The organism is Citrobacter sp. wls716 (genome assembly GCF_005280975.1).
In the GTDB taxonomy this organism is placed as follows: Bacteria; Pseudomonadota; Gammaproteobacteria; order Enterobacterales; family Enterobacteriaceae; genus Citrobacter; species Citrobacter youngae.
The window spans coordinates 28,658-51,427 of record NZ_SZWX01000024.1 but is presented as its reverse complement, the minus strand read 5'-3'; the positions used below and the strand labels follow the sequence as shown (position 1 = coordinate 51,427).

The following is a 22,770-nucleotide window of genomic DNA, read 5'->3' as shown; positions in this document are numbered from 1 at the left end:
AATTAATGATTTACTTTAATTACGCCTTTAATAATTTCGCTTTTGTTATTAACGGATTCATCAAACGCGCGCTGAACATCTGCATAATCGTAAATATGCGTCACCATCGATTTCACATCGAACCGACCGGAGGATATGGCTTCAATAGTAACCGGATAGCGGTTGGCGTAACGGAAAACGGTCTGAATAGACACTTCACGGTTAATTTTGAGGAAATTAATTGCGGAATCACCAGGTACTGTACCGACGATCATTATTTTCCCGCCGCGCATCACCAGATACGGCGCCTGCTTAACGGTGATGGCTGAACCGGCGGTTTCGAAAACAATGTCCGCGCCCATATCGCCAGAGAACTGCTGGCAGCGGGCAACGGTGTCCTCTTTTGCAGCGTTGATCACGGTTGTCGCCCCGAGTTGTTCGGCCATAGCCAGACGTTTGTCCAGCACATCAACCACCGCAATGTCGGTAGCACCCAAACATTTACAGGCTTGCAGGGTCATTAAACCAATACACCCCGCCCCGAGAATGACGATTTTCTTACCCGGTTTAACGTCTGCCAGCATTGCAGCATGCATACCCACCGCCGCAGGTTCCACCAACGCACCTTCCAGGGTGTCCATATTATCGGGCAACTTGTAAGTGAAGCTCTCCGGATGGCACAGATAGTGGGTTAGCGCGCCGCGATAATTAGGCTGCGTGGCCATAAAGTCAACATCAGGGCAGATGTTGTATTTCCCTTCCAGACAGTAGCGGCAGTGACCGCACGGCACACCCGGTTCGATATTCACCCGGTCGCCGGGTTTAAATTTAGTCACACGGTTCCCTACTGCCACCACCGTACCGGCGCATTCATGCCCCAGACCAATTTCCTGATTGGGATCTTTCGGCGGAATAAAAGGACCTGATTCAAATCCATGAACATCTGAACCGCAAATGCCAACGTATTCAACTTTGATCAGCACTTCGTGCTCTTTTGGCACCGGGATATCGGCGGCAATAATTTTCATCGTGCCCGGCGTTTTTAATATCGCTTTTGAATTTTTCATTTTATTTCCCATCAATATTATTTGCTGGTAACTGCATCAATACCGAGACTTTCGACAGAGACGCCTTTGGTTTCAATTCCGATGGTAGCAATGGCGACAGCGACAATAATGGAGACCGCCCCCAGCAGTACAAATACACCCGTCACTCCATAACCGTTAAGCAATACCGCGACCGCATAAGGCGCGGCGATACCACTAATACGCCCTACCGCATTCGCCAGACCAGAACCGCGAAGTTTCGCTTCGGTTGGCCATATTTCCGGAACATAGACAGCGGAGGCATAACAAACATACATATAAACAAAGGTAATAAGGAAAAAACCGATTAATGTAATTAGCAGCATACTGGTTTGCAGCGAATAGATATAACCCAGTACAGCAATTAACACTAATAACCCCACACCCATTGTTTTTCTCGGAATTTTATCCATGACCAGCATGGCGATAAAAATCCCAAACGGCGCACCGAACATGCTCATGGTATTTAAGACAATGGAGTCTTTCAGATTAATACCCTGAGTCATAAATATTGTCGGTAGCCAGTTAATTAAGGTGTACTGAACGACGTTCATGGCAATCAGAACAAAAGAACCCAAAATAACCCGCTTCAACAATACACCTGTTAATAAGGCGGAGTACGGTACAGAACGCGGTTGTTTGCCATCATCCTTTATCACGACTGGCGGCAGTGGCTTACCGGTCTGTCGAATGACACCTTCTTCAATTGCCCGCATCACCTTTTCGGCTTCCTGGTAGCGCCCGCGAGACTCCAGCCAGCGAGGCGACTCGGGGAAACTGCGCCAGGCAATAACAGTAGCTATGAGCGACAGCACCGCTGGAATCAACAGCTGTACGCGCCAGTTCCATTCTGCGCTGATAAGTGGCGTCAGCCCCATCGCAATCAGCGAACAGAGCGGGTAAGACCAGTTGCCGATAAACGAGACCCGACTCGACCATGTACCACGATTTCTGCCAGGCATATATTCGGTAAACCCGGCAAATAAGGTCACTAACAGCGCGCCTAATCCAACTCCCATTACAAAACGGCAGGCGATCAGAAAGGTCATATTGGGTGAAAACGCACCCACGATCATAGAAATAATATGAATCGCTTCGTACAAAATAAATGCGTTTTTACGCCCGATTTTATCGCCAATAATTCCCCCACCGAGCGCACCGAGAAACATTCCAGCCGTCGTAATGGCAGAGAACGTGGCGGTGGTGGAATTATCAGTCCAGCCAAGTTCTTTTAACTGCGCGAGAATTAATCCGCCGACGGCATTACTCCAGCAAACCAGTAATCCGAAGGCAACCATGGCAAACATTGACGTATGCCAGCGACAGTCAGGCAGCCTGTCCAACCTCGCGCCGCAGTGCGGTTTTGCTATTTGTTCCATCCGGGAACCTTCCTTTAATAAATGGAGTTATTCATCAAAGTCGTAGGTCATGATGACCTTAATCGCAGTCTTATCGACCATCGCGTCAAAACCTTCTCGCCATTGCGATAAGCCGATACGGTGAGTGATCATCGGTTTGACTTTTATCGCACCGCTAGCGAGCAGGCGAATAGCATTGCGCCAGGAAGTGGAATCGTAGGCCATATGACCAATGATGCTTTTATTCCACGCAGTGATGTCGTTAATAGAAAAATCGAGAGGTTTGAAGCCCATCCCCACGCGGACGACTTCACCGTTAGGACGCAGCATTTCGATAGATTGTTTCAGGGCAATATTGGCACCGGAACATTCGATGACCAGTCCCAGATTATCTTTCCCGCAGATCTCCTGACAACGTGCAACCACATCTTCGGTCGAACCGTTGACGACAGCCGTGGCCCCCATTTCTTTGGCTATCGGGAAACGCACTGCGACATCGTCTTCCAGCCCGACCATCACGATATTAACGGCCCCCATAATGCGCGCCATTTGTACCGAAAAAAGTCCCAGCGGGCCGGTACCAAAAACCACCACATCCTGACCCGGAAGAAATTTGGATTGCTGAGCGATAGATTTGTAGGCATTGCAGATGGGGTCGAGTACAGCCGCCTCTTCATAATCAACGCCTGTTGGGATTTCCCACAGCGCATGACGGTGAATTTTGAGGATCTCCCCAGGAACCAGACAATATTTCGAAAACCCACCTCCCCAGGTATTGTTATCCAGACCTAAATTCACTTTTTCTGTACAACAAAGAAAATCACCTTGTTCGCAAGCCGGACAAACACCGCAGACATGCCCGCTGTTGTCAGAAACCACTCGCTGACCGATTTTCCAGTCCTTAACCTTATCGCCAACCTGCACAATTTGGCCGGCAAATTCGTGACCACGAATCGAATTGAACTGGTCGGATCCACTGTCGACATTGTAGTGTTTCATGTCCGCGCCGCAGATAGCTGCAGCTTTGATTTCAATCACTACGTCATCCGGGCCGCATACCGGTTCCGGGACATCAATCATTTTGTAGCCGCCAAAGGCCTTGCCAAATCTTGCCAGTGCTTTCATTGAATTTTCCTTTGTGTTTAGTTTTGCATCACCTGGCATCATACTTATCCATATAATTTTTGAGGTCAACACAAAATCTTTAAAACACAGATTGTGATCTGCATTTCACAACTTAGATCACAAATAAGTGCCAGATTGAGTCGAAAGCCAACGGCACATTGCAGCCGCTTGGCTAAAATGCCGTGAACCCCTTCGCATTTTTTCTGTTATGAAACTGTTAACCTGCAAGTGCTGTTTTTTTCGCCACGCCATTTCCGTGGCGTGTTTGCTTGTTTAAATGTCAAAGAGGAACACCGATGAAACTTTTGCCTTTGTTGGCAGCATTACCCCTGCTCTGCGCGAGCGTTGTTTCCGCCAGTTCGCTGATGTCTGTTGGCTACTTCAATGGCGGTGGTGACGTCACCGCGGGTCCTGGTGGCGATATCAATAAACTGGATGTTCGCCAGATAACCCATCTCAACTATTCGTTTGGCCTTGTCTATAACAATGAAAAAGACGAGACCAATGACGCCTTAAAAGATGCCAGCAAGCTCCATCAAATTTGGCTTTCACAGAAAGTGCAGGATGATTTGCTGAAAATTCCACAGCTGCGTAAACAGAATCCGAACCTGAAAGTTCTGCTTTCCGTCGGCGGCTGGGGCGCACGCGGATTCTCTGGGGCTGCAGCAACGAAAGAATCGCGCGCGGTGTTTATTCAGTCTGCGCAGGAGATAATTGCGAAATATGGACTGGATGGCATCGACCTTGACTGGGAATATCCGGTCAACGGCGCCTGGGGACTGGTTGAAAGCCAGCCAGCCGACCGCGCGAACTTTACCGCGCTGTTAACAGAGCTGCGTGCCGCGTTGGGTCATAAAAAACTGCTAACCATCGCCGTGGGTGCGAATGCGGAAAGTCCGAAAAGCTGGGTGGATGTGAAAGCCATTGCGCCATCGCTCGATTACATCAACCTGATGACCTATGACATGGCCTACGGTACTCAGTATTTCAACTCGAATCTGTACGATTCGACACAGTGGCCAACGGTCGCCGCAGCGGATAGGTACAGCGCCAATTTTGTCGTCGACAACTACCTTGCCGCCGGTCTAAAAGCGAGTCAGATGAACCTGGGCATCGGTTTTTATGGACGCGTACCAAAACGCGCCGTTGAGCCAGGTATTGACTGGAGCAAACCTGACGCGCAGAAAAATCCTGTTACCCAGCCCTATTTCGAGCCTGCGCAAATTGAGTTGTTCAAATCACTGGGCGTCGATCTGAGTAAAGATACCTATGTGAAGTACAACGATATTGTGGCGAAGTTGATCAACGATCCGCAGAAGCGCTTTAGCCAGCATTGGGATGATGAAGCAAAAGTGCCGTGGATATCGGTGCAGTCTGCAGATGGAAAAGCACTTTTTGCCCTCTCTTATGAAAACCCGCGCTCGGTAGCGATCAAGGCTGACTACATCAAGAGCAAGGGACTGGGAGGCGCCATGTTCTGGGAATACGGTGCAGATGACCAAAACCAGTTGGCGAAGCAGTTAGCCGATTCGCTAGGCATCAAACACTGATCCCAACGCCTGACACAATAGGTTATGATTAGCCCATTCTGCTGCGCCAGCCTTTGGCGCAGCTCTTCATTTTCTACTGGAGGCATGCGCTTTTATGGCTTTTATCCCTAAAAATTACGCCCGTCTGGAAGTCGGATACCGGGAAAAGGCGCTAAAGCTCTTCCCCTGGGTTTGTGGACGTTGTTCCCGTGAGTTCGTGTATTCAAATTTGCGCGAGCTGACGGTACATCACATCGATCACGATCACTCCAATAACCCGGAAGATGGCAGCAACTGGGAGATGTTGTGCCTGTACTGTCACGATCATGAGCATTCGAAATACACTGAGGTGGATCAGTATGGTTCCACTGTAGTGGCGGGGGAAGATGCGCAGAAAGACGTCGGCGAGGCGAAATACAATCCGTTTGCCGATCTGAAGGCGATGATGAACAAGAAATAACATCAACTGCGGGCCCGACACCGATGTTTGCCGGGCCAGGTTAATCAGGATTTAAACGTCGCAATCGGTTCGGGCGTAATCCCAAATTCCATTTTAAGCTGCTGCTTACTCTTCATCACCATCTCACCGTTGGTATCGATCGTCATATGCTGTGCGTCAATATTGTTTCGCGCTTGCCATAACATCACCAGCTGTAAGCTGTTCTCTTTTTGTTCTGCCGTTAGCGCCACGCCATCCGGCCATTTTCCGAGTTCAACGGCAGTCGATAAGCGCTGATAAACTTCCGGCGTCATGCTGTTGATCATCTCATCAAGATTCATGTTAAATCCACTCTCCGTAGAATAATTTGCTGAATCGTTTCTTTAGCCCTTGGTTTGCTCGCCGTTTTCACCATCGGTGAAGTTCAAAGACGCTGAGTTAACGCAGTAACGTTCACCGGTAGGTTTCGGACCATCCGGAAAAACGTGTCCGAGGTGCGCATCACAGTTACCACAGCGAATTTCAATGCGCTGCATGCCATGTGAAGTATCTTTTATGTAACGGATAGCCTCTTCACTGACGGGCTCGTAAAAGCTGGGCCAGCCGCAGCCAGAGTCATATTTTGTCTCGGAACGAAATAGCGGTTTGTCGCAGATCAGACAGTGGTAGATGCCGTCACGCTTGTTATGCAGCAAACGCCCGGTAAATGGCGGTTCTGTCCCGTGATTCTGCGTCACGTAGAACTGCATTTCGGTTAAATTTTTTTTCAGTTCTTCTGGAGAAGGTTGATTAGCCATTTGCTCACATCTCACTTTATCTAAACTCACATTGCGAGACAGATTCTAACAAAACATTAACACCGGAGTGCGAACTTTTGTTCTAAACTTGATCCTTGCGAAATGGCAGCCTGCAATTCGTGATAAGAATCACGTTTTTATCTTAATTGCCCTTTAAAATTCGGGCCGCCGACCCCATGTGGTTTCAAGCCCAAAGGAAGAGTGAGGCGAGTCAGTTGCGCAAAGCTTAGGCAGCAGATTGATTTGTCGCAATGATTGACACGATTCCGCTTGACGCTGCGTAAGGTTTTTGTAATTTTACAGGCAACCTTTTATTCACTAACAAATAGCTGGTGGAATATATGACTATCAAAGTAGGTATCAACGGTTTTGGCCGTATCGGTCGCATTGTTTTCCGTGCTGCTCAAGAACGCTCTGACATCGAGATCGTTGCAATCAACGACCTGTTAGACGCTGACTACATGGCTTACATGCTGAAATATGACTCCACTCACGGCCGTTTCAACGGTACCGTTGAAGTGAAAGACGGTCATCTGATCGTAAACGGTAAAAAAATCCGTGTTACCGCTGAACGTGATCCGGCTAACCTGAAATGGGACGAAGTTGGTGTTGACGTAGTTGCTGAAGCTACTGGCCTGTTCCTGACAGACGAAACTGCTCGTAAGCACATCACTGCTGGCGCGAAAAAAGTGGTTCTGACTGGTCCGTCCAAAGATAACACTCCGATGTTTGTTAAAGGCGCAAACTTTGACAAATACGAAGGTCAGGACATCGTTTCTAACGCTTCCTGCACCACTAACTGCCTGGCTCCGCTGGCTAAAGTTATCAACGACAACTTCGGCATCATCGAAGGTCTGATGACCACTGTTCACGCGACCACCGCTACTCAGAAAACCGTTGATGGCCCGTCTCACAAAGACTGGCGCGGCGGCCGCGGCGCATCCCATAACATCATCCCGTCCTCTACCGGTGCTGCTAAAGCTGTAGGTAAAGTACTGCCAGAACTGAACGGCAAACTGACCGGTATGGCGTTCCGCGTTCCTACCCCGAACGTATCCGTTGTTGACCTGACCGTTCGTCTGGAAAAAGCTGCTTCTTATGAAGAAATTAAGAAAGCAATCAAAGCTGCTTCCGAAGGCCCGATGAAAGGCGTTCTGGGTTACACCGAAGACGACGTAGTATCTACCGATTTCAACGGTGAAGTTTGCACTTCCGTGTTCGATGCTAAAGCTGGTATCGCACTGAACGACAACTTCGTGAAACTGGTATCCTGGTACGACAACGAAACCGGCTACTCCAACAAAGTTCTGGACCTGATTGCTCACATCTCCAAATAAGTTGAGATGAGTATCTGATCCAAAAAGGCGACTTCGGTCGCCTTTTTTTATGACCAAAATATTTACATACCAAGGATTGCATCATGATTAACAAAATTTTCGCTCTCCCGGTCATTGAACAGCTTACCCCTGTCCTCTCCCGCCGTCAGCTTGATGAACTTGAGGTTCTTGTTGTCGATCACCCACAGGTTAAAGCTTCTTTCGCGCTGCAGGGCGCACATCTTCTTTCCTGGAAACCAAACGGCGAAGAGGAAGTCCTGTGGCTAAGTAACAATACCCCGTTCAAAACAGGCGTAGCGCTGCGTGGCGGCGTCCCCATTTGCTGGCCGTGGTTTGGCCCGGCGGCTCAACAGGGTTTGCCTTCGCATGGTTTTGCCCGTAACCTGCCATGGACGCTGAAAGCGCATAACGAAGACGACAATGGCGTGGTGTTGACGTTTGAACTGCAGAGCAACGCTGAAACGCGTCAGCTATGGCCACACGACTTTACCCTGCTTGCCCGCTTTAAGGTCGGTGCTACCTGTGAAATCGAACTGGAAGCCCACGGTGAGTTTGAAACCACCTCGGCACTGCATACCTACTTCAACGTGGGTGATATTGCCGCAGTGAAAGTCAGTGGTCTTGGCGATCGCCTGATCGATAAAGTGAACGATGCGAAAGAAGATGTGCTGGCTGACGGCATTCAGACCTTCCCGGATCGTACTGACCGTGTTTATCTGAACCCGGAAGCATGTAGCGTCGTCCATGATGATTCGCTCAAGCGCAATATCGATGTCGTGCACCACCACCATCTGAACGTTGTCGGCTGGAACCCGGGTCCGGCGCTGTCCATTAGCATGGGCGACATGCCGGATGACGGTTACAAAACGTTTGTTTGTGTAGAAACGGCTTACGCGACCGCTCCGCAGAAAACCACCGAAGAAAAACCATCTCGCCTCGCGCAGACTATTCGTGTGGCTAAACGCTAAGACAACTCTGCGCATCATGCCGGATGCGGCTAACGCCTTATCCGGCCTACAAACCGCTCGTAGCCGTAGGCCTGATAAGCGCAGCGCCATCAGGCAAATCAGGCCATATCCAGCGCCGTTTTACCTTTTGGCGCCGGATATGCCTCATCTAACAACTTCAGTTCATCAACCGAGAGCGTGATATTCAGCGCGGCGGCATTTTGTTCGACATGCGCTACGCTTGCCGCTTTTGGAATCGCGATCACGCCCGGTTGACGAATAACCCACGCCAGTAAGATCTGGGCGGTACTGGCATCGTGTGCACGTGCAATGTCGCTAATCACCGAATGAGTGAGCAGACCACGGCGCAACCGTCCCGCCTGGGCCAGCGGACTGTAAGCCATGACCGGCATCTGCTGTTGCTGACACCATGGCAGCAAGTCATATTCAATGCCGCGCGACGCTAAATGATATAGCACCTGGTTAGTGGCGCATTGTCGTCCACCTGCAACCTGCCATAGCGCCTGCATCTCGTCATAATCGAGATTCGAAACACCCCACCGACGAATTTTCCCCTGAGCGATGAGTTTTTCCATGGCGCTGACGGTTTCTTCATAAGTAAAGTCCCCCGTCCAGTGCAGCAAATAGAGATCCAGATAGTCGGTTTTCAGCCGGCGCAGACTGCCTTCACAGGCAGCAATCGCTTTCTGGCCTCCGGCATTCCACGGATAAACTTTTGAAACCAAAAATGCACCATCGCGCCGTCCCGCTAAGGCTTCGCCAACAATCTCTTCTGCTGCACCATCAGCATACATTTCTGCCGTATCAATCAGACGCAGTCCCAGATCCAGGCCAGCCTGCAACGCCGAGACTTCATCACGACGACGGCAGGGGTTCTCCCCCATGTTCCATGTTCCCTGCCCAATAGCAGGAAGTGATACCTGTTTTGTAAACATCACTTGTTTTACTGTCATAGTTCCCCCTGAGCACATGCACCACAGTAAAGCAAAACATGGGTGATGTGTCCTGTGATGGTGCACAAATTGCACCATCCTCGTTTGGAGGGCTCGTCGTTAATCAGACACAATAAAAAACCCGGGAACAGTATTTATTTCCGGGCTCGGACAGATAACTTGTTAGCTGTACAGAGATTATTTTAAACGGCCTAAATATTTACCTTCTTTCATGGCGTTTATTTTTCCGTTCTTATACACAATAACCGAAATCAGGCCTGCACTGTAAGTTTGCGCATCTGCATTATTTTCATCATTGGCTGCCGGGCTACCATTAATGTAGGCAATGCCATCGGTGCCACGTTTAAAATCAACCCCCAGTTTATTCACATGTATAGATTTTACCATACTGGCGTTAACCGGAACATTCGCTTCACTAACCATGGTTTTATGATCATGTTGCAACTGACGACGGTAAGCCTCGCTAATAGCATGAACAGGGGCAACAGTTGATGCCACCAGCGCAGCTGGTAATAATTAATTTATTCATGAGTAAAACCTTAATATTTATTGTGATTATGATGATAGCTGGAATTACCGTCATTTGTGATGTACAGGTTCTGTGCATTTTCCATAGCCTGTTTTTCCGCTGCAGCATTGATTGTAGCCTGACGATTCTGCTCAGCAACGTAGCATGCCTCCCGACTGACGCCCTTGTTCCCACAGTCATTCATGCGAGAGGCCTCGGTAGAACAACCCGCCAGAACCCCACCCATCACAGCTATCATGATTAATTTTTTCATTATCTATACCAGGTTTATTCTCAAAAACCTTCATCGCAGATTATATTTCTGCAAGAAAGAATTACGCTCACTATTTTCAAAGTTTGAGTAATATCTGCAATAGAATATTTAATGTCAATTTTAATTTTTTCAGATAATTACCTAAAGAATGTAAAATAAAAATTAAACGTTTTGTTTTTTAGTTTTCACATGAAAGATGACTTTCATGGTTAAATTAAACGATAAAAATAGTTATCAGATATTTTCAACACGTTTTGCAAGGTTAATTGAGATCCAGGAGTAATAACAAAACAGTGCATTTTCAGTATATTGCCGTAGTAGATTTTGTTAGTCGCTAACGATGATTGGTTCTGCGACACCTGTATTTCTTACGCTGTAAGAAAATCGATATCAGACTAATTAAATAATACGTTCCTTTTTGGTAACTACACCAGGTAAAACACGTTAATTATTCGTTGCAGCATCGCATAAGGCAGAATCAGCAGAAATCGTGAATTCTCATGCTTGAGATCAACATTCATTCCCGTCAGGCATAAAAAAGCCCGCATAACGCGGGCTCATGTTCAGCATTGGAAATGCATCAGAACTTATAGGTGATACCCGTTGAGATCAGACCCGTCCAGGATTTGTCTACCATCGGGCTGTCTGTCACTTCATCAGACAAACGGGTGTAACGCGCAGTACCGTACACGCTCCAGTCGCCTAAGAAATTATAGTTGGCGCTAAGTTCAAGGTACGGATTCCAGCTGCTTTCAGGATCGTAGCTGCGTAAACCACTGCGGGACGATTCGTGGCGCGATACACCGTAGTAGTACTGGTTCTGGTTTTCACTGTTCCACTCAACACCAATCCCCGGTGTCAGCGTCAGGCCCCCGTTGGTATAACGGTACAGCCATGCCAGATCCCATACGATACCATTACTGTTATCCAGTGCGTCTCCCGCGAGGCTGGTACGCAGGAAACCATATTGTGTGTTATGCACGTAAGAAAGCCCGGCCATCATGGTGCTCTTGCGCTTATCGAGATTGCGCAGACGGCTATCGTCGCTGTCGCCCGGCTTGAAGTACAGTGGCGACCAGTACGCCATCACAGATAATTTATCTGTATTGTCATTCCACAGGTAGTAACCGCCGCCCAGACCACGGAACCAGAAGTTGTCGCTTTCATAGGTCACAACAGGGACCGGGTAAACGTCACTATCGTAGTTTTTGTAAGGGTGTTCAACCACACCAACGCCTGCGCCCAGCGTCAGGTTGCTTTCTGCTTGCGCGACGCTCGCGGACGTGGCAATAAGCACGCCAAGTGCCAGAAGTTTGAGTTTGGTCACAATCCATAATTCCTTATTCAAATGTTTAGCGACGAAAGTGTAACCGCCAATACGCTTCAGCCCAACTATTTTACGTATTACCTGCCCAATGTAACCCCCTAATTTCTCAACGAGTGATGACATTTTGCTTGCAGTACGGTGAACACCACATGAATTCAGCCCCATTTCTTTACATAACATGTGCTTTTTTTGCTGATGAGTTATTGATATGCCATTGAAATTCATTTGCGCGTACAGGCAAGTTTTGCAAATGCCATCTACGCTTAAATTTAGAAGGTGTATCACCGAATACGTTGATCTCCTGACCATCGAAATGGCATGAGAGTTGCTTATTTCTTCAGCAGCGACGTCGTTCAGTTTACCTCTTCAGGGGCCTCTACTATTCATATGAACGGCTCTTAACATGTGCTAAAAAACGAAAGGACGGCATACCATGAATATATTCGATCACTATCGCCAGCGTTATGAAGCTGCCAAGGACGAAGAGTTCACGCTGCAGGAGTTTCTTACCACTTGTCGGCAAGATCGCAGTGCTTATGCCAACGCGGCAGAGCGGCTATTAATGGCTATTGGTGAGCCTGTCATGGTTGACACTGCCCACGAACCTCGACTTTCTCGACTCTTTTCGAATCGGGTGATTGCTCGTTATCCCGCTTTTGAAGAGTTTTACGGCATGGAAGACGCGATTGAACAGATTGTTTCTTATCTGAAACATGCGGCTCAGGGGCTGGAAGAGAAGAAGCAGATCCTCTATCTGCTGGGGCCTGTGGGAGGCGGGAAATCATCTCTTGCTGAGCGGCTGAAGTCGCTGATGCAAAGAGTGCCCATTTATGTCCTCAGCGCCAATGGTGAACGTAGCCCGGTTAACGATCATCCGTTATGCCTGTTTAATCCGCAGGAAGATGCACAGATCCTGGAAAAAGAGTATGGGGTCCCGCGTCGCTATCTCGGTACAATCATGTCGCCGTGGGCTGCGAAGCGTTTGCATGATTTCGGCGGGGACATCACTAAATTCCGCGTCGTCAAAGTCTGGCCGTCTATTCTCGAGCAAATCGCCATCGCTAAAACGGAGCCTGGTGATGAAAACAACCAGGACATTTCCGCTCTGGTCGGGAAAGTGGATATTCGTAAACTCGAACACCACGCCCAGAACGATCCTGACGCCTATGGCTACTCAGGTGCGCTGTGCCGCTCCAACCAGGGGATTATGGAATTCGTTGAGATGTTTAAAGCACCGATTAAAGTGCTGCATCCTCTGCTGACTGCCACCCAGGAAGGAAACTACAACGGGACAGAAGGTATCTCCGCCCTGCCGTTTAACGGGATTATTCTTGCCCACTCGAACGAATCTGAATGGGTAACGTTCCGTAATAACAAAAACAATGAGGCGTTCCTTGACCGTGTTTACATCGTCAAAGTGCCTTATTGCCTGCGGATCTCTGAAGAGATCAAAATTTACGAAAAACTGCTTAACCATAGTGAGCTGACCCATGCGCCTTGCGCACCGGGCACGTTGGAAACCCTCTCTCGCTTTACCATTCTTTCTCGCCTGAAAGAACCTGAGAACTCGAGCATTTACTCGAAGATGCGCGTTTACGATGGCGAAAGCCTGAAAGATACCGATCCAAAAGCGAAATCCTATCAGGAGTATCGGGATTACGCCGGGGTTGATGAGGGAATGAACGGTCTGTCCACGCGTTTCGCGTTTAAGATCCTCTCTCGCGTCTTTAACTTTGACCATGCCGAAGTGGCAGCTAACCCGGTTCATCTGTTCTACGTACTGGAGCAGCAAATCGAACGCGAGCAATTCCCGCAGGAGCAGGCTGAGCGTTATCTTGAGTTCCTGAAAGGCTATCTGATCCCGAAATATGCTGAATTCATCGGCAAAGAGATCCAGACGGCTTATCTCGAATCTTATTCCGAATACGGACAGAACATTTTTGACCGTTATGTGACCTATGCGGATTTCTGGATTCAGGATCAGGAGTATCGCGATCCAGATACCGGTCAGCTGTTCGATCGCGAGTCACTGAACTCAGAACTGGAGAAAATTGAAAAGCCGGCGGGTATCAGCAACCCGAAAGATTTCCGTAACGAGATCGTCAACTTTGTTCTGCGTGCCAGAGCGAATAACAGCGGTCGCAATCCAAACTGGACCAGTTACGAAAAACTACGCACGGTTATTGAGAAGAAAATGTTCTCGAATACCGAGGAGCTGCTGCCGGTCATTTCGTTCAATGCTAAAACCTCGACTGACGAGCAGAAAAAGCACGACGATTTTGTCGACCGTATGATGGAAAAAGGCTATACGCGTAAACAGGTACGTTTACTGTGCGAATGGTATTTGCGCGTACGTAAATCGTCTTAACATAAGTGCCCGGTGGTGCATGCGCTTACCGGGCTTGCAAAATAATGTTCCGTAGGCCGGATAGCGCCAGCGCCATCCGGCACTTACAGACATGGCGAACAGTTGGCAGTACGGGGGGCATATGACCTGGTTTATTGACCGGCGTCTTAACGGCAAGAACAAGAGCACGGTAAATCGCCAACGCTTCTTGCGCCGTTATAAATCGCAAATTAAACAGTCGATCTCCGAGGCCATTAACAAGCGTTCGGTGACCGATGTAGATAGCGGCGAATCTGTCTCTATTCCGACCGATGATATTAGCGAACCGATGTTTCATCAGGGGCGCGGTGGCCTGCGTCATCGCGTGCATCCAGGTAATGATCATTTTGTACAGAATGACCGTATCGAACGTCCGCAGGGGGGCGGCGGCGGTTCAGGTAGCGGACAAGGCCAGGCCAGTCAGGATGGCGAGGGTCAGGATGAGTTCGTCTTTCAGATATCTAAAGATGAATATCTTGATCTGCTGTTCGAAGATTTAGCGCTTCCTAATCTGAAGCAGAATCAGCAACGTCAGTTAACGGAGTTTAAAACGCACCGTGCAGGATTTACCTCCAACGGTGTGCCCGCCAATATCAGCGTGGTGCGCTCCTTGCAAAACTCACTGGCGCGTCGCACAGCAATGACGGCGGGTAAACGTCGTGAACTGCATGCGCTTGAGGCCGATCTGGAAACCATCGCCAAAAGTGAACCCGCTCAGTTGCTGGAAGAGGAAAGGTTACGCAAAGAGATTGCCGAACTACGGGCAAAAATCGAACGCGTGCCGTTTATAGATACTTTTGATTTGCGCTACAAGAATTATGAGAAACGACCCGATCCTTCCAGCCAGGCGGTGATGTTCTGTCTGATGGACGTCTCCGGCTCAATGGATCAGTCGACTAAAGATATGGCAAAACGTTTTTATATCCTGCTGTATCTGTTCCTGAGCCGCACTTACAAAAACGTGGAGGTTGTCTATATTCGCCATCATACTCAGGCGAAAGAGGTTGATGAACACGAGTTCTTCTACTCTCAGGAAACGGGGGGAACCATAGTTTCCAGCGCCCTGAAGTTAATGGATGAAGTGGTAAAAGATCGCTACAACCCTGCCCAGTGGAATATCTATGCCGCTCAGGCATCGGATGGCGATAACTGGGCAGATGATTCACCACTGTGTCATGAAATCCTGGCGAAAAAACTGCTGCCAGTGGTGAGATATTACAGCTATATCGAAATCACTCGCCGTGCGCACCAGACCTTGTGGCGTGAATACGAACATCTGCAATCAACCTTTGATAACTTTGCGATGCAGCATATTCGCGATCAGGATGATATTTACCCGGTATTCCGCGAACTGTTCCATAAGCAAAGTACGACCAGCAATAATTAGCCTAAACAAATCAGTCAGCGCGTATATGTGCTGACTGATTTTATAAATAGTGCCTCATCCTGTTTTTATTTTCCCTTAACAGAGCAGCAGGCAATGTAGTTTAGCTGATGACGTTGCGAACGGAAGAAGCGAAACATTTTCAGGAACCGACGGCGATTTTCGTAAGTGCGTAAACCGTTGGACATAATTTTAATCGCCCCAGTAACTCCCTCATCACGAATTAATCCTCCTGGCGACATCAGCGACATAGCGCCATTCTGCTGCATGACCTGTTCAAAACCGCAGTTGAGAAATAACTCACGCCAGCCTTGTCTGGTCATCGGACTCACGTTTGATTTCACCACCTCCACAAGCTTGCCCTGCTCGCTCGCGTCCAGTCTTTGAGTGGTGAACATAATGTCGTGGGTTAACAGACGACCGCCGGGTTTCAACACGCGATAATATTCGGCAATTAATTTCGCCTTCGCTTTATCGGCATACATTGTTAGCATGGCCTCGTTAATCACCACATCGAAGCTGTTATCCGCAAAAGGAAGGGTACTGGCATTCGCAGCCATCACATGAATGTGATTTTCCAGCCCATTTGCTGCCACATTATTTCTGGCATTTGATAGCGCGGTTTTATCCATATCGATAGCGTAGACCGTACAACCAAAGCGTTGTGCTATCTCTATCGCCGTGGTGGCCATATTGCAGGCCACTTCCAGCACCTGGCTGTCGGGCGCCAGCTGTGACTGGCTGAACAACCACTCTGTTGCTTCAATGCCCCCCGGACGCAGACGGGTTTTGCCCAGGCTGGCTAAGAACGTATGGCCCGCTTTTTCAGTCGTGCTCATCTGCCTGTCTCCTTTTCTATAAGTTGCATTATAAATACAACATTAAGAGTTAAAGGTGAAGAGTACGAATGTTTTTTATTACAAAATGTCCTTCCGCGTAGCGTTAGAGAGGAGCTATACCGTGTGATAGACTGAAGTATCAGACTTACAGGGCTGTAAATCATTATGAAATTGCATCATAAAGCGCTCAGGCTCTTTATCTCCGTTAGCGTAATTGTTTTGACGTCTTCTTTTTTGGTTTATGAGCTCATTGCCAGCGATAAAGCGATGAATGCGTACATGCGCTATATCAATGAGAAAGCCGACTCATCGTTTCTTTATGATAAGTATACTAATCAAAGTATTGCCGCCCATCTGATGCGCACATTTTCATCCCCTCAGGAACCCGCGTCTGTCGAACAACAAAAAGCACTTTGCAACGCTTTCGACAGCGTTAACGGCACTCATGGACTCAATCTCACAGAGCATAACTACCCGCCATTGCACGGGACGCTGCAAACCACCTCAACGAAATGTAGCGAACAACTTGAAGACATATTCCTGCTGCCCTCTTTTGATAAGGCGGTAAACGCTAATCGTGAGCAGAAAGATTACGGTCAGGGATTAGGTACGCTGGAGTATAAATTCCGATATTACGTCGACCTCAAAAATAACTACGTCTATTTCTATGACCGAATCGACTCGCGCCAATTTGCGATACATAACTGGACGTTTTTGCAAAAAGGCACCCTTGGCATCGACCAGAATGATATTGACGGTATTTTCACGGGGCGCACGGTGATCTCCAGTATTTATCTGGATAACCTGACCGGGAAAAAGGTGATGAGCTTTTTAACGCCGGTCTACTCTACCGGTAAGTTAAAAGGTGTAGTAATGGTGGATATCAACAAAGAGAATTTAAAGAATATCTTTTATACCAGCGACCGGCCTCTGGTATGGCGCTATCTTAACGTTACGCTCTCGGATACCAGCTCCGGTAAAGAGATTCTCGTTCACCAAAGTGAGACTAACCTGTTTCACTATGTTCACTACGAGAAGGACATTCCAGGCGGCATACGCATCACCTTAACGCTTGATTTAATGTACTTTATTGTCTCATCCTGGAAAATCTTCGCTTTCTATCTGCTGGCAACAATTTTGCTGTTGAATTTGGTCAGAACGCATTTTCGCTTGTATCACAACGTCACGCGCGAAAATATCAGTGACGCCATGACCGGACTCTACAATCGGAAAGTTTTAACCCCGACGCTCGAACAACGTTTGCAGCAGTTGGTCAATACGGGCACTCTCGTCACCTTTATCGCCATCGACTGCGATAAGCTGAAAGTCATCAATGATACGTTAGGGCATAAAGAAGGTGATCGGATTATCACTCATCTGGCCAAAGCCATTCAAAGTTCCATTCGCAAAAGCGACTACGCCATCCGCCTCGGCGGCGATGAGTTTTGTATCATCCTCATCGACCATCCCAGTGATTTAACGCCCCGCCTGCTAGAGAGAATTCGCTATAACTTACAAATTATTGCGCATGATATTTCCATCAGCTTCTCCGCCGGGGTTTATAATATGCAGCCGAACGACACTATTGATGATGCTTACAAAGCATCTGATGCACAGCTCTATATAAACAAACAGAAAAAACGCGCCGGTGCGTGATTATTTTTCTGCAGGATTTTCATTGTTGTACCAGGAGTAAGTCATGACGGAAGTGAACAAAGGTAACGCAACGCATCAGCGTTTAATTTCGCTGTTGTCAGAGCAAGGCGCAACGTACCGCGTGGTAAGCCATGAAGCCGTCGGCAAATGTGAGGCAGTTTCTGAAATTCGTGGTACCGCGCTCGGCCAGGGAGCAAAAGCCCTGGTCTGTAAGGTCAAAGGCAACGGCGTTAATCAGCATGTGTTGGCAATTTTGCCCGCTGACCAGCAGGCCGATCTCAGTTTGTTAGCGGGTCATATTGGTGGGTTAAGAGCATCGCTTGCCAGCCCGGTGGAAGTCGATGAACTTACCGGCTGTGTATTTGGCGCGATCCCGCCGTTTAGCTTCCACCCGAATCTCAAGCTGGTCGCCGATCCGCTATTGTTTGAGCGTTTTCATGAAATTGCGTTTAATGCCGGGTTGCTGGAAAAATCTGTGATCATGGATACCGCAGATTACCTGCGTATCGCGCAACCTGAATTAATCCCTTTCCGCCGCGAACAATAACGGTCTGCGTTAGCAGTAAAAAACGTCGCATCGTGCGTTAGCCCAAAAAAAATCATAATCATTAAAAAAAGCCTGTTCCGTCACGCGTTTACGCGTACAGTAAGCAGGCTTATTTTTTCTTTTGGCAAGGAAACTACGATGTTTGATGTCACTCTGCTGATCCTCCTCGGACTGGCAGCTCTGGGCTTTGTCAGCCACAACACCACTGTCGCCGTTTCAATTCTGGTGCTGATAATCGTCCGTGTTACTCCGCTGAATACATTCTTCCCGTGGATTGAAAAGCAGGGGCTTACCGTTGGGATTATTATTCTGACCATTGGCGTCATGGCGCCGATCGCCAGCGGAACGCTGCCCCCCTCTACGCTTATTCACTCCTTTGTAAACTGGAAGTCGCTGGTCGCTATCGCCGTCGGCGTTGTTGTCTCCTGGCTTGGCGGGCGCGGCGTCACGCTGATGGGTAGCCAACCTCAACTCGTCGCCGGTTTACTGGTGGGCACGGTTCTGGGCGTGGCGCTGTTTCGCGGGGTGCCAGTGGGACCGCTCATTGCGGCAGGTCTGGTCTCGTTGATTGTTGGGAAGCAGTAGTCAATCCTGCCAGATAACGGCCTGGCGTTTGTCCCAGGCCTTTTTTGAACATGGTGATAAACGCGGTCGTTGAATCGTAACCGAGCATTTGAGCAACCTGCTGTACATTGTGCCCGTCGATCAGAGCTTGCAGCGCCAGGATCAGCTGTAGCTGGTGACGCCAGCGGCGAAAGCTTAATCCTGTTTCTTTGACAACCAGACGAGCAAGGTTACGCTCACTCATGGCAAACACGTTGGCCCACTGCCCCAGTGTTTGCCATTGTGCAGGTTCCTGCGCCATCGTCGCCACCATCTTGCGAATTTTCGGGTGATCGGATACTGGTAACTGCATTTGCTCCTGTGGCTGCTGCGGGAGTTCGTCAAACAACACCTGCGTTAACCGCTGGGTAGCTGGTTCACAGAGCTGGGCATCCGTTTTGTTCGCCAGCGCAAGAATAAGTTCCCGACATAACGGAGCGATTTTCAGCGTACAGCAGCATTCAGGCATCACGACAGCCTGCGGCTCAATAAACAGAAAACACAATTGCGCGCCCACGGTAACGTGGTTGCTGTGTGGAATTTCGCCAGGGATCCACACCGCATATTGCGGCGGCACCATCCACATGGCGTTCTCCACTTCGCAGGTAATTGCACCATGTAACGCCAGGATTAACTGACCTTTGCGGTGTTGATGCAGTGGGCTGAAAAGTTCATCTTCCTGAGCCTGAATACAAAAAGCCACGGCGGCATCGTGGTAAAGATCGGGTTGATACCCATCCAGTCTCAGCCCCAACATCAGAATGTCCTATTTTAGCGATAAACTGTCATTTTAGCTTGATTCATCCATAGTGTAAAAACGCTAAAGTATCGCCTCGCCTGACGATATGAGAAAAAAATGATTATTACACCTTCCTCCCGCGGCAAAAGCGCAGTGCTGCTGATCGCGGGGATCCTGATGATTGCCACCACACTACGCGTCACCTTTACCGGTGCAGCCCCATTGCTGGATGCCATTCGCGCCGACTACGGCCTGAGTACCGCCCAGACGGGACTTCTGACTACCCTGCCGCTGCTGGCCTTCGCGCTGGTATCCCCCCTCGCTGCCGCCGTTGCGCGCCGTTGGGGCATTGAGCGCAGCCTGTTAGCAGCCATGCTGCTGATCTGTGTGGGTATTGCTATACGTTCGCTCCCTTCATCCGGAGCCTTGTTTGGTGGGACGGCAGTCATTGGCTGTGGCATCGCACTGGGAAATGTCCTTTTGCCGGGACTCATTAAGCGTGATTTTTCACAGCATGTGGCAAAGCTTACCGGGGCGTATTCGTTAACGATGGGCGCTGCAGCAGCGCTGGGGTCGGCAATGGTCGTGCCGCTGGCGTTAAATGGATTTGGCTGGCGCGGCGCACTGATGATGTTAATGATCTTTCCGCTGCTGGCGTTATTGATCTGGTTACCTCAATGGCGCCAGACGGCCAATGCCAGCCTCAGTAATTCGCGAGCGTTGCACTCCCGCGCGATCTGGCGCTCCAGTCTCGCCTGGCAGGTCACGCTGTTTTTGGGCATCAACTCACTCATCTATTATGTCATTATCGGCTGGTTACCCGCCATTATGATCAGCCACGGCTACAGTGAGGCACAGGCGGGATCGCTGCATGGTTTGCTGCAACTGGCGACCGCAGCTCCCGGGCTACTGATCCCCCTCGTTCTGTATCGGTTTAAAGATCAGCGTACTATCGCCGCACTGGTCTCGTTAATGTGCGCTGTCGGCGCTGCAGGGTTTGCTGTTATGCCCGGGCAGGCGGCCCTGTGGACCGTGCTGTTTGGCTTTGGTTCCGGTGCCACGATGATCCTCGGTCTCACCTTTATCGGGCTACGTGCAAGCTCAGCGCACCAGGCTGCCGCGCTATCAGGCATGGCGCAATCTGTCGGATATTTGCTGGCCGCATGTGGGCCGCCGGTGATGGGGAAAATTCACGATCTTAACGATAGCTGGCAGATCCCGCTGGTTGGCGTCGCACTGCTCGCTCTCATCATGGCCGTGTTTGGCGTCTGTTCAGGACGCGACAAAGAGATCGCCAGCACGTAATACACCGGGCAGGTGAATAAGCAACCTGCCCAGTTGTTATCCTCTGGCCGCGCGCAGCAGTGCCTGGACGAGCGGTACAGGCTTTCCTGCCAGTGCCCCTCGTTCATGCTGAAAAAGCGTCCCGACATAAAACGGATGTGTCACCAGTTCAATAGCGCGAACATCACCAGCGTCATCCCAGCCCGTCACTCGCAGATCGCCGCTTTCAAGCTCAGCAGCAAAAGTTTCCGACACGCCATAGTTACAGTGATACCCCTCTGTAATGACATCCCGTCCGTAGGCTCTGGCGATCAGCGTATTCGCGCGCAGTTCAATATCATCCGTCTTTTCGACCAACGAGCAGGTCAGCGGTGCAATCACCATACGGCCCGAGGTCTCTGTTTCCGCATGCGCAGCATCACGCCAGCCCAGCACATTGCGAGCATACTCGAGAATGGCATGCTGAAAACCGCCACAAGTGCCCAAAAATGGAATGCTGTTTTCGCGGGCGTAACGTATTGCCGTCAGCGCGCCTTCCGGGTGCTGGTAAGGACTGCCAGGGACCACCCAAATGGCATCATAGCCGACTAAATCTTCGCCACTACTAATATCAGATGTGGTGAGCCAGTCATAATCAGCCACTAATTCCAGAACGGCAGCAGCATCATCGATGGCAAGGGGAATAGCCTGGTGCGCCACAATATCGGGGCTGTAATCGCCCACCAGCGCAATGCGAAGCGTATCTTTAACAGGGGAAATTTCCATTAACTTTCCTTATGTCCAGACAATGAGGGACAACATAAGGAGCCTCAGCCTACCGATTTTTTGTTGTTACCACAATCCCTTAAATTAAGAGTCTATGTGGCCAAAATGCTATAATGGTCACGTTTTACGATCTTATTTAGCCGTCGTGAAGACGAGTTCAGTGGCTTAACGGAGCGGATTAAGAGATGAATATTCAGTGTAAACGCGTGTATGACCCGGCAGAAAAAAGTGATGGCTATCGTGTTCTGGTCGACAGGCTGTGGCCGCGCGGGGTGAAAAAAACCGATCTTGTTTTCAATGAATGGGATAAAGCGCTGACGCCCTCATCTGATTTACGTAAGGCATTCCACGCAGATATCATCGATTTTGCTCATTTCTCCGAGCAATACCGCGCAGAACTTGCCCAGCAACAGCAGGAAGGCAAGCGACTCGCGGACATTGCCCGGCAACAGCCGTTAACGCTGCTGTATGCAGCGAAGGATACACAGCAAAACCATGCGCTGGTTCTGGCTGAGTGGTTACGTCAATTGTGACAGCGGGTTATTTGCCCGTTGCCGGATGATCTCTGCGCCAAAGCGCCCATTCATCAATAACTTCGCCACCGGGTAGTTTGCAATCCGACCTTACGCCTTGCGGTGTCTGCACCGCAACCAGCACGCCGCCCTTTTGCTCACAATATACGGATGCCGGGTTCGCCATGCCAATTTTCGGTGGTACTGGTGCTTCAGGTGATGTGGAACACCCCGCCAGCACCAAAATGCCGGGCACAACAATAGAGGCAAGTTTCATATTCACTCCTGTTAAAAACGTTACACTGGAAGAGTACCCCGACTCCCCACCTATCTCCATGTTTTACTGACGAGTTTCAATCCCATGTCTACATTTTGA

Annotated in this window: 23 protein-coding genes and 1 pseudogene; 11 read left to right on the top strand and 13 right to left on the bottom strand. The window is 49.3% G+C overall.

The window, feature by feature from the left end:
• Nucleotides 1-2: 2 nt before the first annotated feature.
• The 3 genes from FDX24_RS06570 to FDX24_RS06560 are packed head-to-tail and all read right to left on the bottom strand — an operon-like array spanning nucleotide 3 to nucleotide 3,547.
• Entirely contained in the window at nucleotides 3-1,046 is a 1,044-nt protein-coding gene (locus FDX24_RS06570) for an NAD(P)-dependent alcohol dehydrogenase (RefSeq protein WP_137364019.1), read from the bottom strand.
• 17 nt (nucleotides 1,047-1,063) lie between these two features.
• The gene (locus tag FDX24_RS06565) at nucleotides 1,064-2,443 is read right to left on the bottom strand and encodes an MFS transporter (protein WP_121584532.1); all 1,380 of its coding nucleotides are present in this window, start codon (nucleotides 2,441-2,443) and stop codon (nucleotides 1,064-1,066) included.
• Between the two features lie 27 nt (nucleotides 2,444-2,470).
• Complete coding sequence (locus FDX24_RS06560; protein WP_061067759.1) at nucleotides 2,471-3,547, bottom strand: zinc-binding dehydrogenase; 1,077 nt, start codon at nucleotides 3,545-3,547, stop codon at nucleotides 2,471-2,473.
• A 296-nt stretch (nucleotides 3,548-3,843) separates the two neighbouring features.
• On the opposite strand from FDX24_RS06560, the gene FDX24_RS06555 reads away from it, so the two are divergent.
• Together FDX24_RS06555 and yajD are read left to right on the top strand one after the other, a co-directional pair.
• The gene (locus FDX24_RS06555) at nucleotides 3,844-5,097 is read left to right on the top strand and encodes a glycoside hydrolase family 18 protein (protein WP_048211918.1); all 1,254 of its coding nucleotides are present in this window, start codon (nucleotides 3,844-3,846) and stop codon (nucleotides 5,095-5,097) included.
• Nucleotides 5,098-5,191: 94 nt separating this feature from the next.
• Complete coding sequence (yajD, locus tag FDX24_RS06550; RefSeq protein ID WP_003030690.1) at nucleotides 5,192-5,536, top strand: HNH nuclease YajD; 345 nt, start codon at nucleotides 5,192-5,194, stop codon at nucleotides 5,534-5,536.
• A 44-nt stretch (nucleotides 5,537-5,580) separates the two neighbouring features.
• On the opposite strand, the gene FDX24_RS06545 is transcribed toward yajD, so the two are convergent.
• A complete protein-coding gene (locus FDX24_RS06545; RefSeq protein ID WP_048211919.1) occupies nucleotides 5,581-5,856 on the bottom strand; it encodes a YeaC family protein in 276 nt (91 codons plus the stop codon).
• A gap of 42 nt (nucleotides 5,857-5,898) precedes the next feature.
• Nucleotides 5,899-6,312, bottom strand: a complete 414-nt coding sequence (gene msrB / locus FDX24_RS06540) for a peptide-methionine (R)-S-oxide reductase MsrB (RefSeq protein WP_061067757.1) — start codon at nucleotides 6,310-6,312, stop codon at nucleotides 5,899-5,901.
• Between the two features lie 341 nt (nucleotides 6,313-6,653).
• Between msrB and gapA the strand changes: the two genes are divergently transcribed.
• Entirely contained in the window at nucleotides 6,654-7,649 is a 996-nt protein-coding gene (gene gapA, locus FDX24_RS06535; RefSeq protein WP_137364018.1) for a glyceraldehyde-3-phosphate dehydrogenase, read from the top strand.
• Nucleotides 7,650-7,732: 83 nt separating this feature from the next.
• Nucleotides 7,733-8,617, top strand: a complete 885-nt coding sequence (locus tag FDX24_RS06530; protein WP_137364017.1) for a D-hexose-6-phosphate mutarotase — start codon at nucleotides 7,733-7,735, stop codon at nucleotides 8,615-8,617.
• Nucleotides 8,618-8,715: 98 nt separating this feature from the next.
• On the opposite strand, the gene FDX24_RS06520 is transcribed toward FDX24_RS06530, so the two are convergent.
• The 4 genes from FDX24_RS06520 to FDX24_RS06505 form a co-directional block, all read right to left on the bottom strand.
• Complete coding sequence (locus FDX24_RS06520; protein WP_048211922.1) at nucleotides 8,716-9,570, bottom strand: aldo/keto reductase; 855 nt, start codon at nucleotides 9,568-9,570, stop codon at nucleotides 8,716-8,718.
• Between the two features lie 177 nt (nucleotides 9,571-9,747).
• Entirely contained in the window at nucleotides 9,748-10,068 is a 321-nt protein-coding gene (locus FDX24_RS06515) for a hypothetical protein (RefSeq protein WP_252362814.1), read from the bottom strand.
• A 41-nt stretch (nucleotides 10,069-10,109) separates the two neighbouring features.
• A complete protein-coding gene (locus FDX24_RS06510) occupies nucleotides 10,110-10,352 on the bottom strand; it encodes a hypothetical protein (protein WP_137364016.1) in 243 nt (80 codons plus the stop codon).
• A 580-nt stretch (nucleotides 10,353-10,932) separates the two neighbouring features.
• Nucleotides 10,933-11,679, bottom strand: a complete 747-nt coding sequence (locus tag FDX24_RS06505) for a MipA/OmpV family protein (protein WP_048212595.1) — start codon at nucleotides 11,677-11,679, stop codon at nucleotides 10,933-10,935.
• A gap of 433 nt (nucleotides 11,680-12,112) precedes the next feature.
• Between FDX24_RS06505 and yeaG the strand changes: the two genes are divergently transcribed.
• Together yeaG and FDX24_RS06495 are read left to right on the top strand one after the other, a co-directional pair.
• A complete protein-coding gene (yeaG, locus tag FDX24_RS06500; protein WP_005120355.1) occupies nucleotides 12,113-14,047 on the top strand; it encodes a protein kinase YeaG in 1,935 nt (644 codons plus the stop codon).
• A 121-nt stretch (nucleotides 14,048-14,168) separates the two neighbouring features.
• On the top strand, nucleotides 14,169-15,452 hold the full coding sequence (locus FDX24_RS06495; protein ID WP_048211926.1) for a YeaH/YhbH family protein: 1,284 nt from the start codon (nucleotides 14,169-14,171) through the stop codon (nucleotides 15,450-15,452).
• Between the two features lie 65 nt (nucleotides 15,453-15,517).
• On the opposite strand, the gene FDX24_RS06490 is transcribed toward FDX24_RS06495, so the two are convergent.
• On the bottom strand, nucleotides 15,518-16,288 hold the full coding sequence (locus tag FDX24_RS06490) for a class I SAM-dependent methyltransferase (RefSeq protein WP_137364015.1): 771 nt from the start codon (nucleotides 16,286-16,288) through the stop codon (nucleotides 15,518-15,520).
• Between the two features lie 165 nt (nucleotides 16,289-16,453).
• Here FDX24_RS06490 and dgcJ point away from each other — a divergent pair, with 165 nt between their 5' ends.
• The 3 genes from dgcJ (at nucleotide 16,454) to FDX24_RS06475 (ending at nucleotide 19,076) form a co-directional block, all read left to right on the top strand.
• Nucleotides 16,454-17,944 carry a diguanylate cyclase DgcJ gene (dgcJ, locus tag FDX24_RS06485; RefSeq protein ID WP_137364014.1) on the top strand — a complete coding sequence of 497 codons (1,491 nt, stop codon included), beginning with the start codon at nucleotides 16,454-16,456 and terminating at the stop codon, nucleotides 17,942-17,944.
• A 43-nt stretch (nucleotides 17,945-17,987) separates the two neighbouring features.
• Entirely contained in the window at nucleotides 17,988-18,491 is a 504-nt protein-coding gene (locus FDX24_RS06480; RefSeq protein ID WP_137364013.1) for a YbaK/prolyl-tRNA synthetase associated domain-containing protein, read from the top strand.
• A gap of 138 nt (nucleotides 18,492-18,629) precedes the next feature.
• Nucleotides 18,630-19,076 (top strand): DUF441 domain-containing protein, encoded by a 447-nt coding sequence (locus tag FDX24_RS06475; RefSeq protein ID WP_042308914.1) that lies wholly within the window; start codon nucleotides 18,630-18,632, stop codon nucleotides 19,074-19,076.
• On the opposite strand, the pseudogene FDX24_RS06470 reads toward FDX24_RS06475, so the two are convergent.
• A pseudogene (locus tag FDX24_RS06470) lies at nucleotides 19,059-19,851 on the bottom strand (helix-turn-helix transcriptional regulator); the annotation flags it as partial. The gene FDX24_RS06475 and the pseudogene FDX24_RS06470 overlap by 18 nt on opposite strands.
• A gap of 99 nt (nucleotides 19,852-19,950) precedes the next feature.
• Between FDX24_RS06470 and FDX24_RS06465 the strand changes: the two are divergent.
• Complete coding sequence (locus FDX24_RS06465) at nucleotides 19,951-21,138, top strand: CynX/NimT family MFS transporter (RefSeq protein WP_115602165.1); 1,188 nt, start codon at nucleotides 19,951-19,953, stop codon at nucleotides 21,136-21,138.
• A 36-nt stretch (nucleotides 21,139-21,174) separates the two neighbouring features.
• On the opposite strand, the gene FDX24_RS06460 is transcribed toward FDX24_RS06465, so the two are convergent.
• Nucleotides 21,175-21,882 (bottom strand): CTP synthase, encoded by a 708-nt coding sequence (locus tag FDX24_RS06460; protein ID WP_137364012.1) that lies wholly within the window; start codon nucleotides 21,880-21,882, stop codon nucleotides 21,175-21,177.
• Nucleotides 21,883-22,067: 185 nt separating this feature from the next.
• Between FDX24_RS06460 and FDX24_RS06455 the strand changes: the two genes are divergently transcribed.
• The gene (locus FDX24_RS06455; RefSeq protein WP_061067749.1) at nucleotides 22,068-22,415 is read left to right on the top strand and encodes a DUF488 domain-containing protein; all 348 of its coding nucleotides are present in this window, start codon (nucleotides 22,068-22,070) and stop codon (nucleotides 22,413-22,415) included.
• Between the two features lie 7 nt (nucleotides 22,416-22,422).
• Here FDX24_RS06455 and FDX24_RS06450 read toward each other — a convergent pair whose 3' ends face one another.
• Nucleotides 22,423-22,671 carry a DUF333 domain-containing protein gene (locus FDX24_RS06450; RefSeq protein WP_005120367.1) on the bottom strand — a complete coding sequence of 83 codons (249 nt, stop codon included), beginning with the start codon at nucleotides 22,669-22,671 and terminating at the stop codon, nucleotides 22,423-22,425.
• Between the last annotated feature and the right edge of the window lie 99 nt (nucleotides 22,672-22,770).

Coding starts and splice junctions, on each gene's coding strand:
- FDX24_RS06460 (WP_137364012.1), bottom strand. CDS start 21,882: ATGGAAATTTCCCCTGTTAAAGATACGCTTCGCATTGCGCTGGTGGGC.
- FDX24_RS06490 (WP_137364015.1), bottom strand. CDS start 16,288: ATGAGCACGACTGAAAAAGCGGGCCATACGTTCTTAGCCAGCCTGGGC.
- FDX24_RS06530 (WP_137364017.1), top strand. CDS start 7,733: ATGATTAACAAAATTTTCGCTCTCCCGGTCATTGAACAGCTTACCCCT.
- FDX24_RS06510 (WP_137364016.1), bottom strand. CDS start 10,352: ATGAAAAAATTAATCATGATAGCTGTGATGGGTGGGGTTCTGGCGGGT.
- FDX24_RS06520 (WP_048211922.1), bottom strand. CDS start 9,570: ATGACAGTAAAACAAGTGATGTTTACAAAACAGGTATCACTTCCTGCT.
- msrB (WP_061067757.1), bottom strand. CDS start 6,312: ATGGCTAATCAACCTTCTCCAGAAGAACTGAAAAAAAATTTAACCGAA.
- FDX24_RS06450 (WP_005120367.1), bottom strand. CDS start 22,671: ATGAAACTTGCCTCTATTGTTGTGCCCGGCATTTTGGTGCTGGCGGGG.
- dgcJ (WP_137364014.1), top strand. CDS start 16,454: ATGAAATTGCATCATAAAGCGCTCAGGCTCTTTATCTCCGTTAGCGTA.
- FDX24_RS06565 (WP_121584532.1), bottom strand. CDS start 2,443: ATGGAACAAATAGCAAAACCGCACTGCGGCGCGAGGTTGGACAGGCTG.
- FDX24_RS06560 (WP_061067759.1), bottom strand. CDS start 3,547: ATGAAAGCACTGGCAAGATTTGGCAAGGCCTTTGGCGGCTACAAAATG.
- FDX24_RS06475 (WP_042308914.1), top strand. CDS start 18,630: ATGTTTGATGTCACTCTGCTGATCCTCCTCGGACTGGCAGCTCTGGGC.
- yajD (WP_003030690.1), top strand. CDS start 5,192: ATGGCTTTTATCCCTAAAAATTACGCCCGTCTGGAAGTCGGATACCGG.
- gapA (WP_137364018.1), top strand. CDS start 6,654: ATGACTATCAAAGTAGGTATCAACGGTTTTGGCCGTATCGGTCGCATT.
- FDX24_RS06480 (WP_137364013.1), top strand. CDS start 17,988: ATGACGGAAGTGAACAAAGGTAACGCAACGCATCAGCGTTTAATTTCG.
- FDX24_RS06455 (WP_061067749.1), top strand. CDS start 22,068: ATGAATATTCAGTGTAAACGCGTGTATGACCCGGCAGAAAAAAGTGAT.
- FDX24_RS06555 (WP_048211918.1), top strand. CDS start 3,844: ATGAAACTTTTGCCTTTGTTGGCAGCATTACCCCTGCTCTGCGCGAGC.
- FDX24_RS06545 (WP_048211919.1), bottom strand. CDS start 5,856: ATGAATCTTGATGAGATGATCAACAGCATGACGCCGGAAGTTTATCAG.
- FDX24_RS06495 (WP_048211926.1), top strand. CDS start 14,169: ATGACCTGGTTTATTGACCGGCGTCTTAACGGCAAGAACAAGAGCACG.
- FDX24_RS06465 (WP_115602165.1), top strand. CDS start 19,951: ATGATTATTACACCTTCCTCCCGCGGCAAAAGCGCAGTGCTGCTGATC.
- FDX24_RS06570 (WP_137364019.1), bottom strand. CDS start 1,046: ATGAAAAATTCAAAAGCGATATTAAAAACGCCGGGCACGATGAAAATT.
- yeaG (WP_005120355.1), top strand. CDS start 12,113: ATGAATATATTCGATCACTATCGCCAGCGTTATGAAGCTGCCAAGGAC.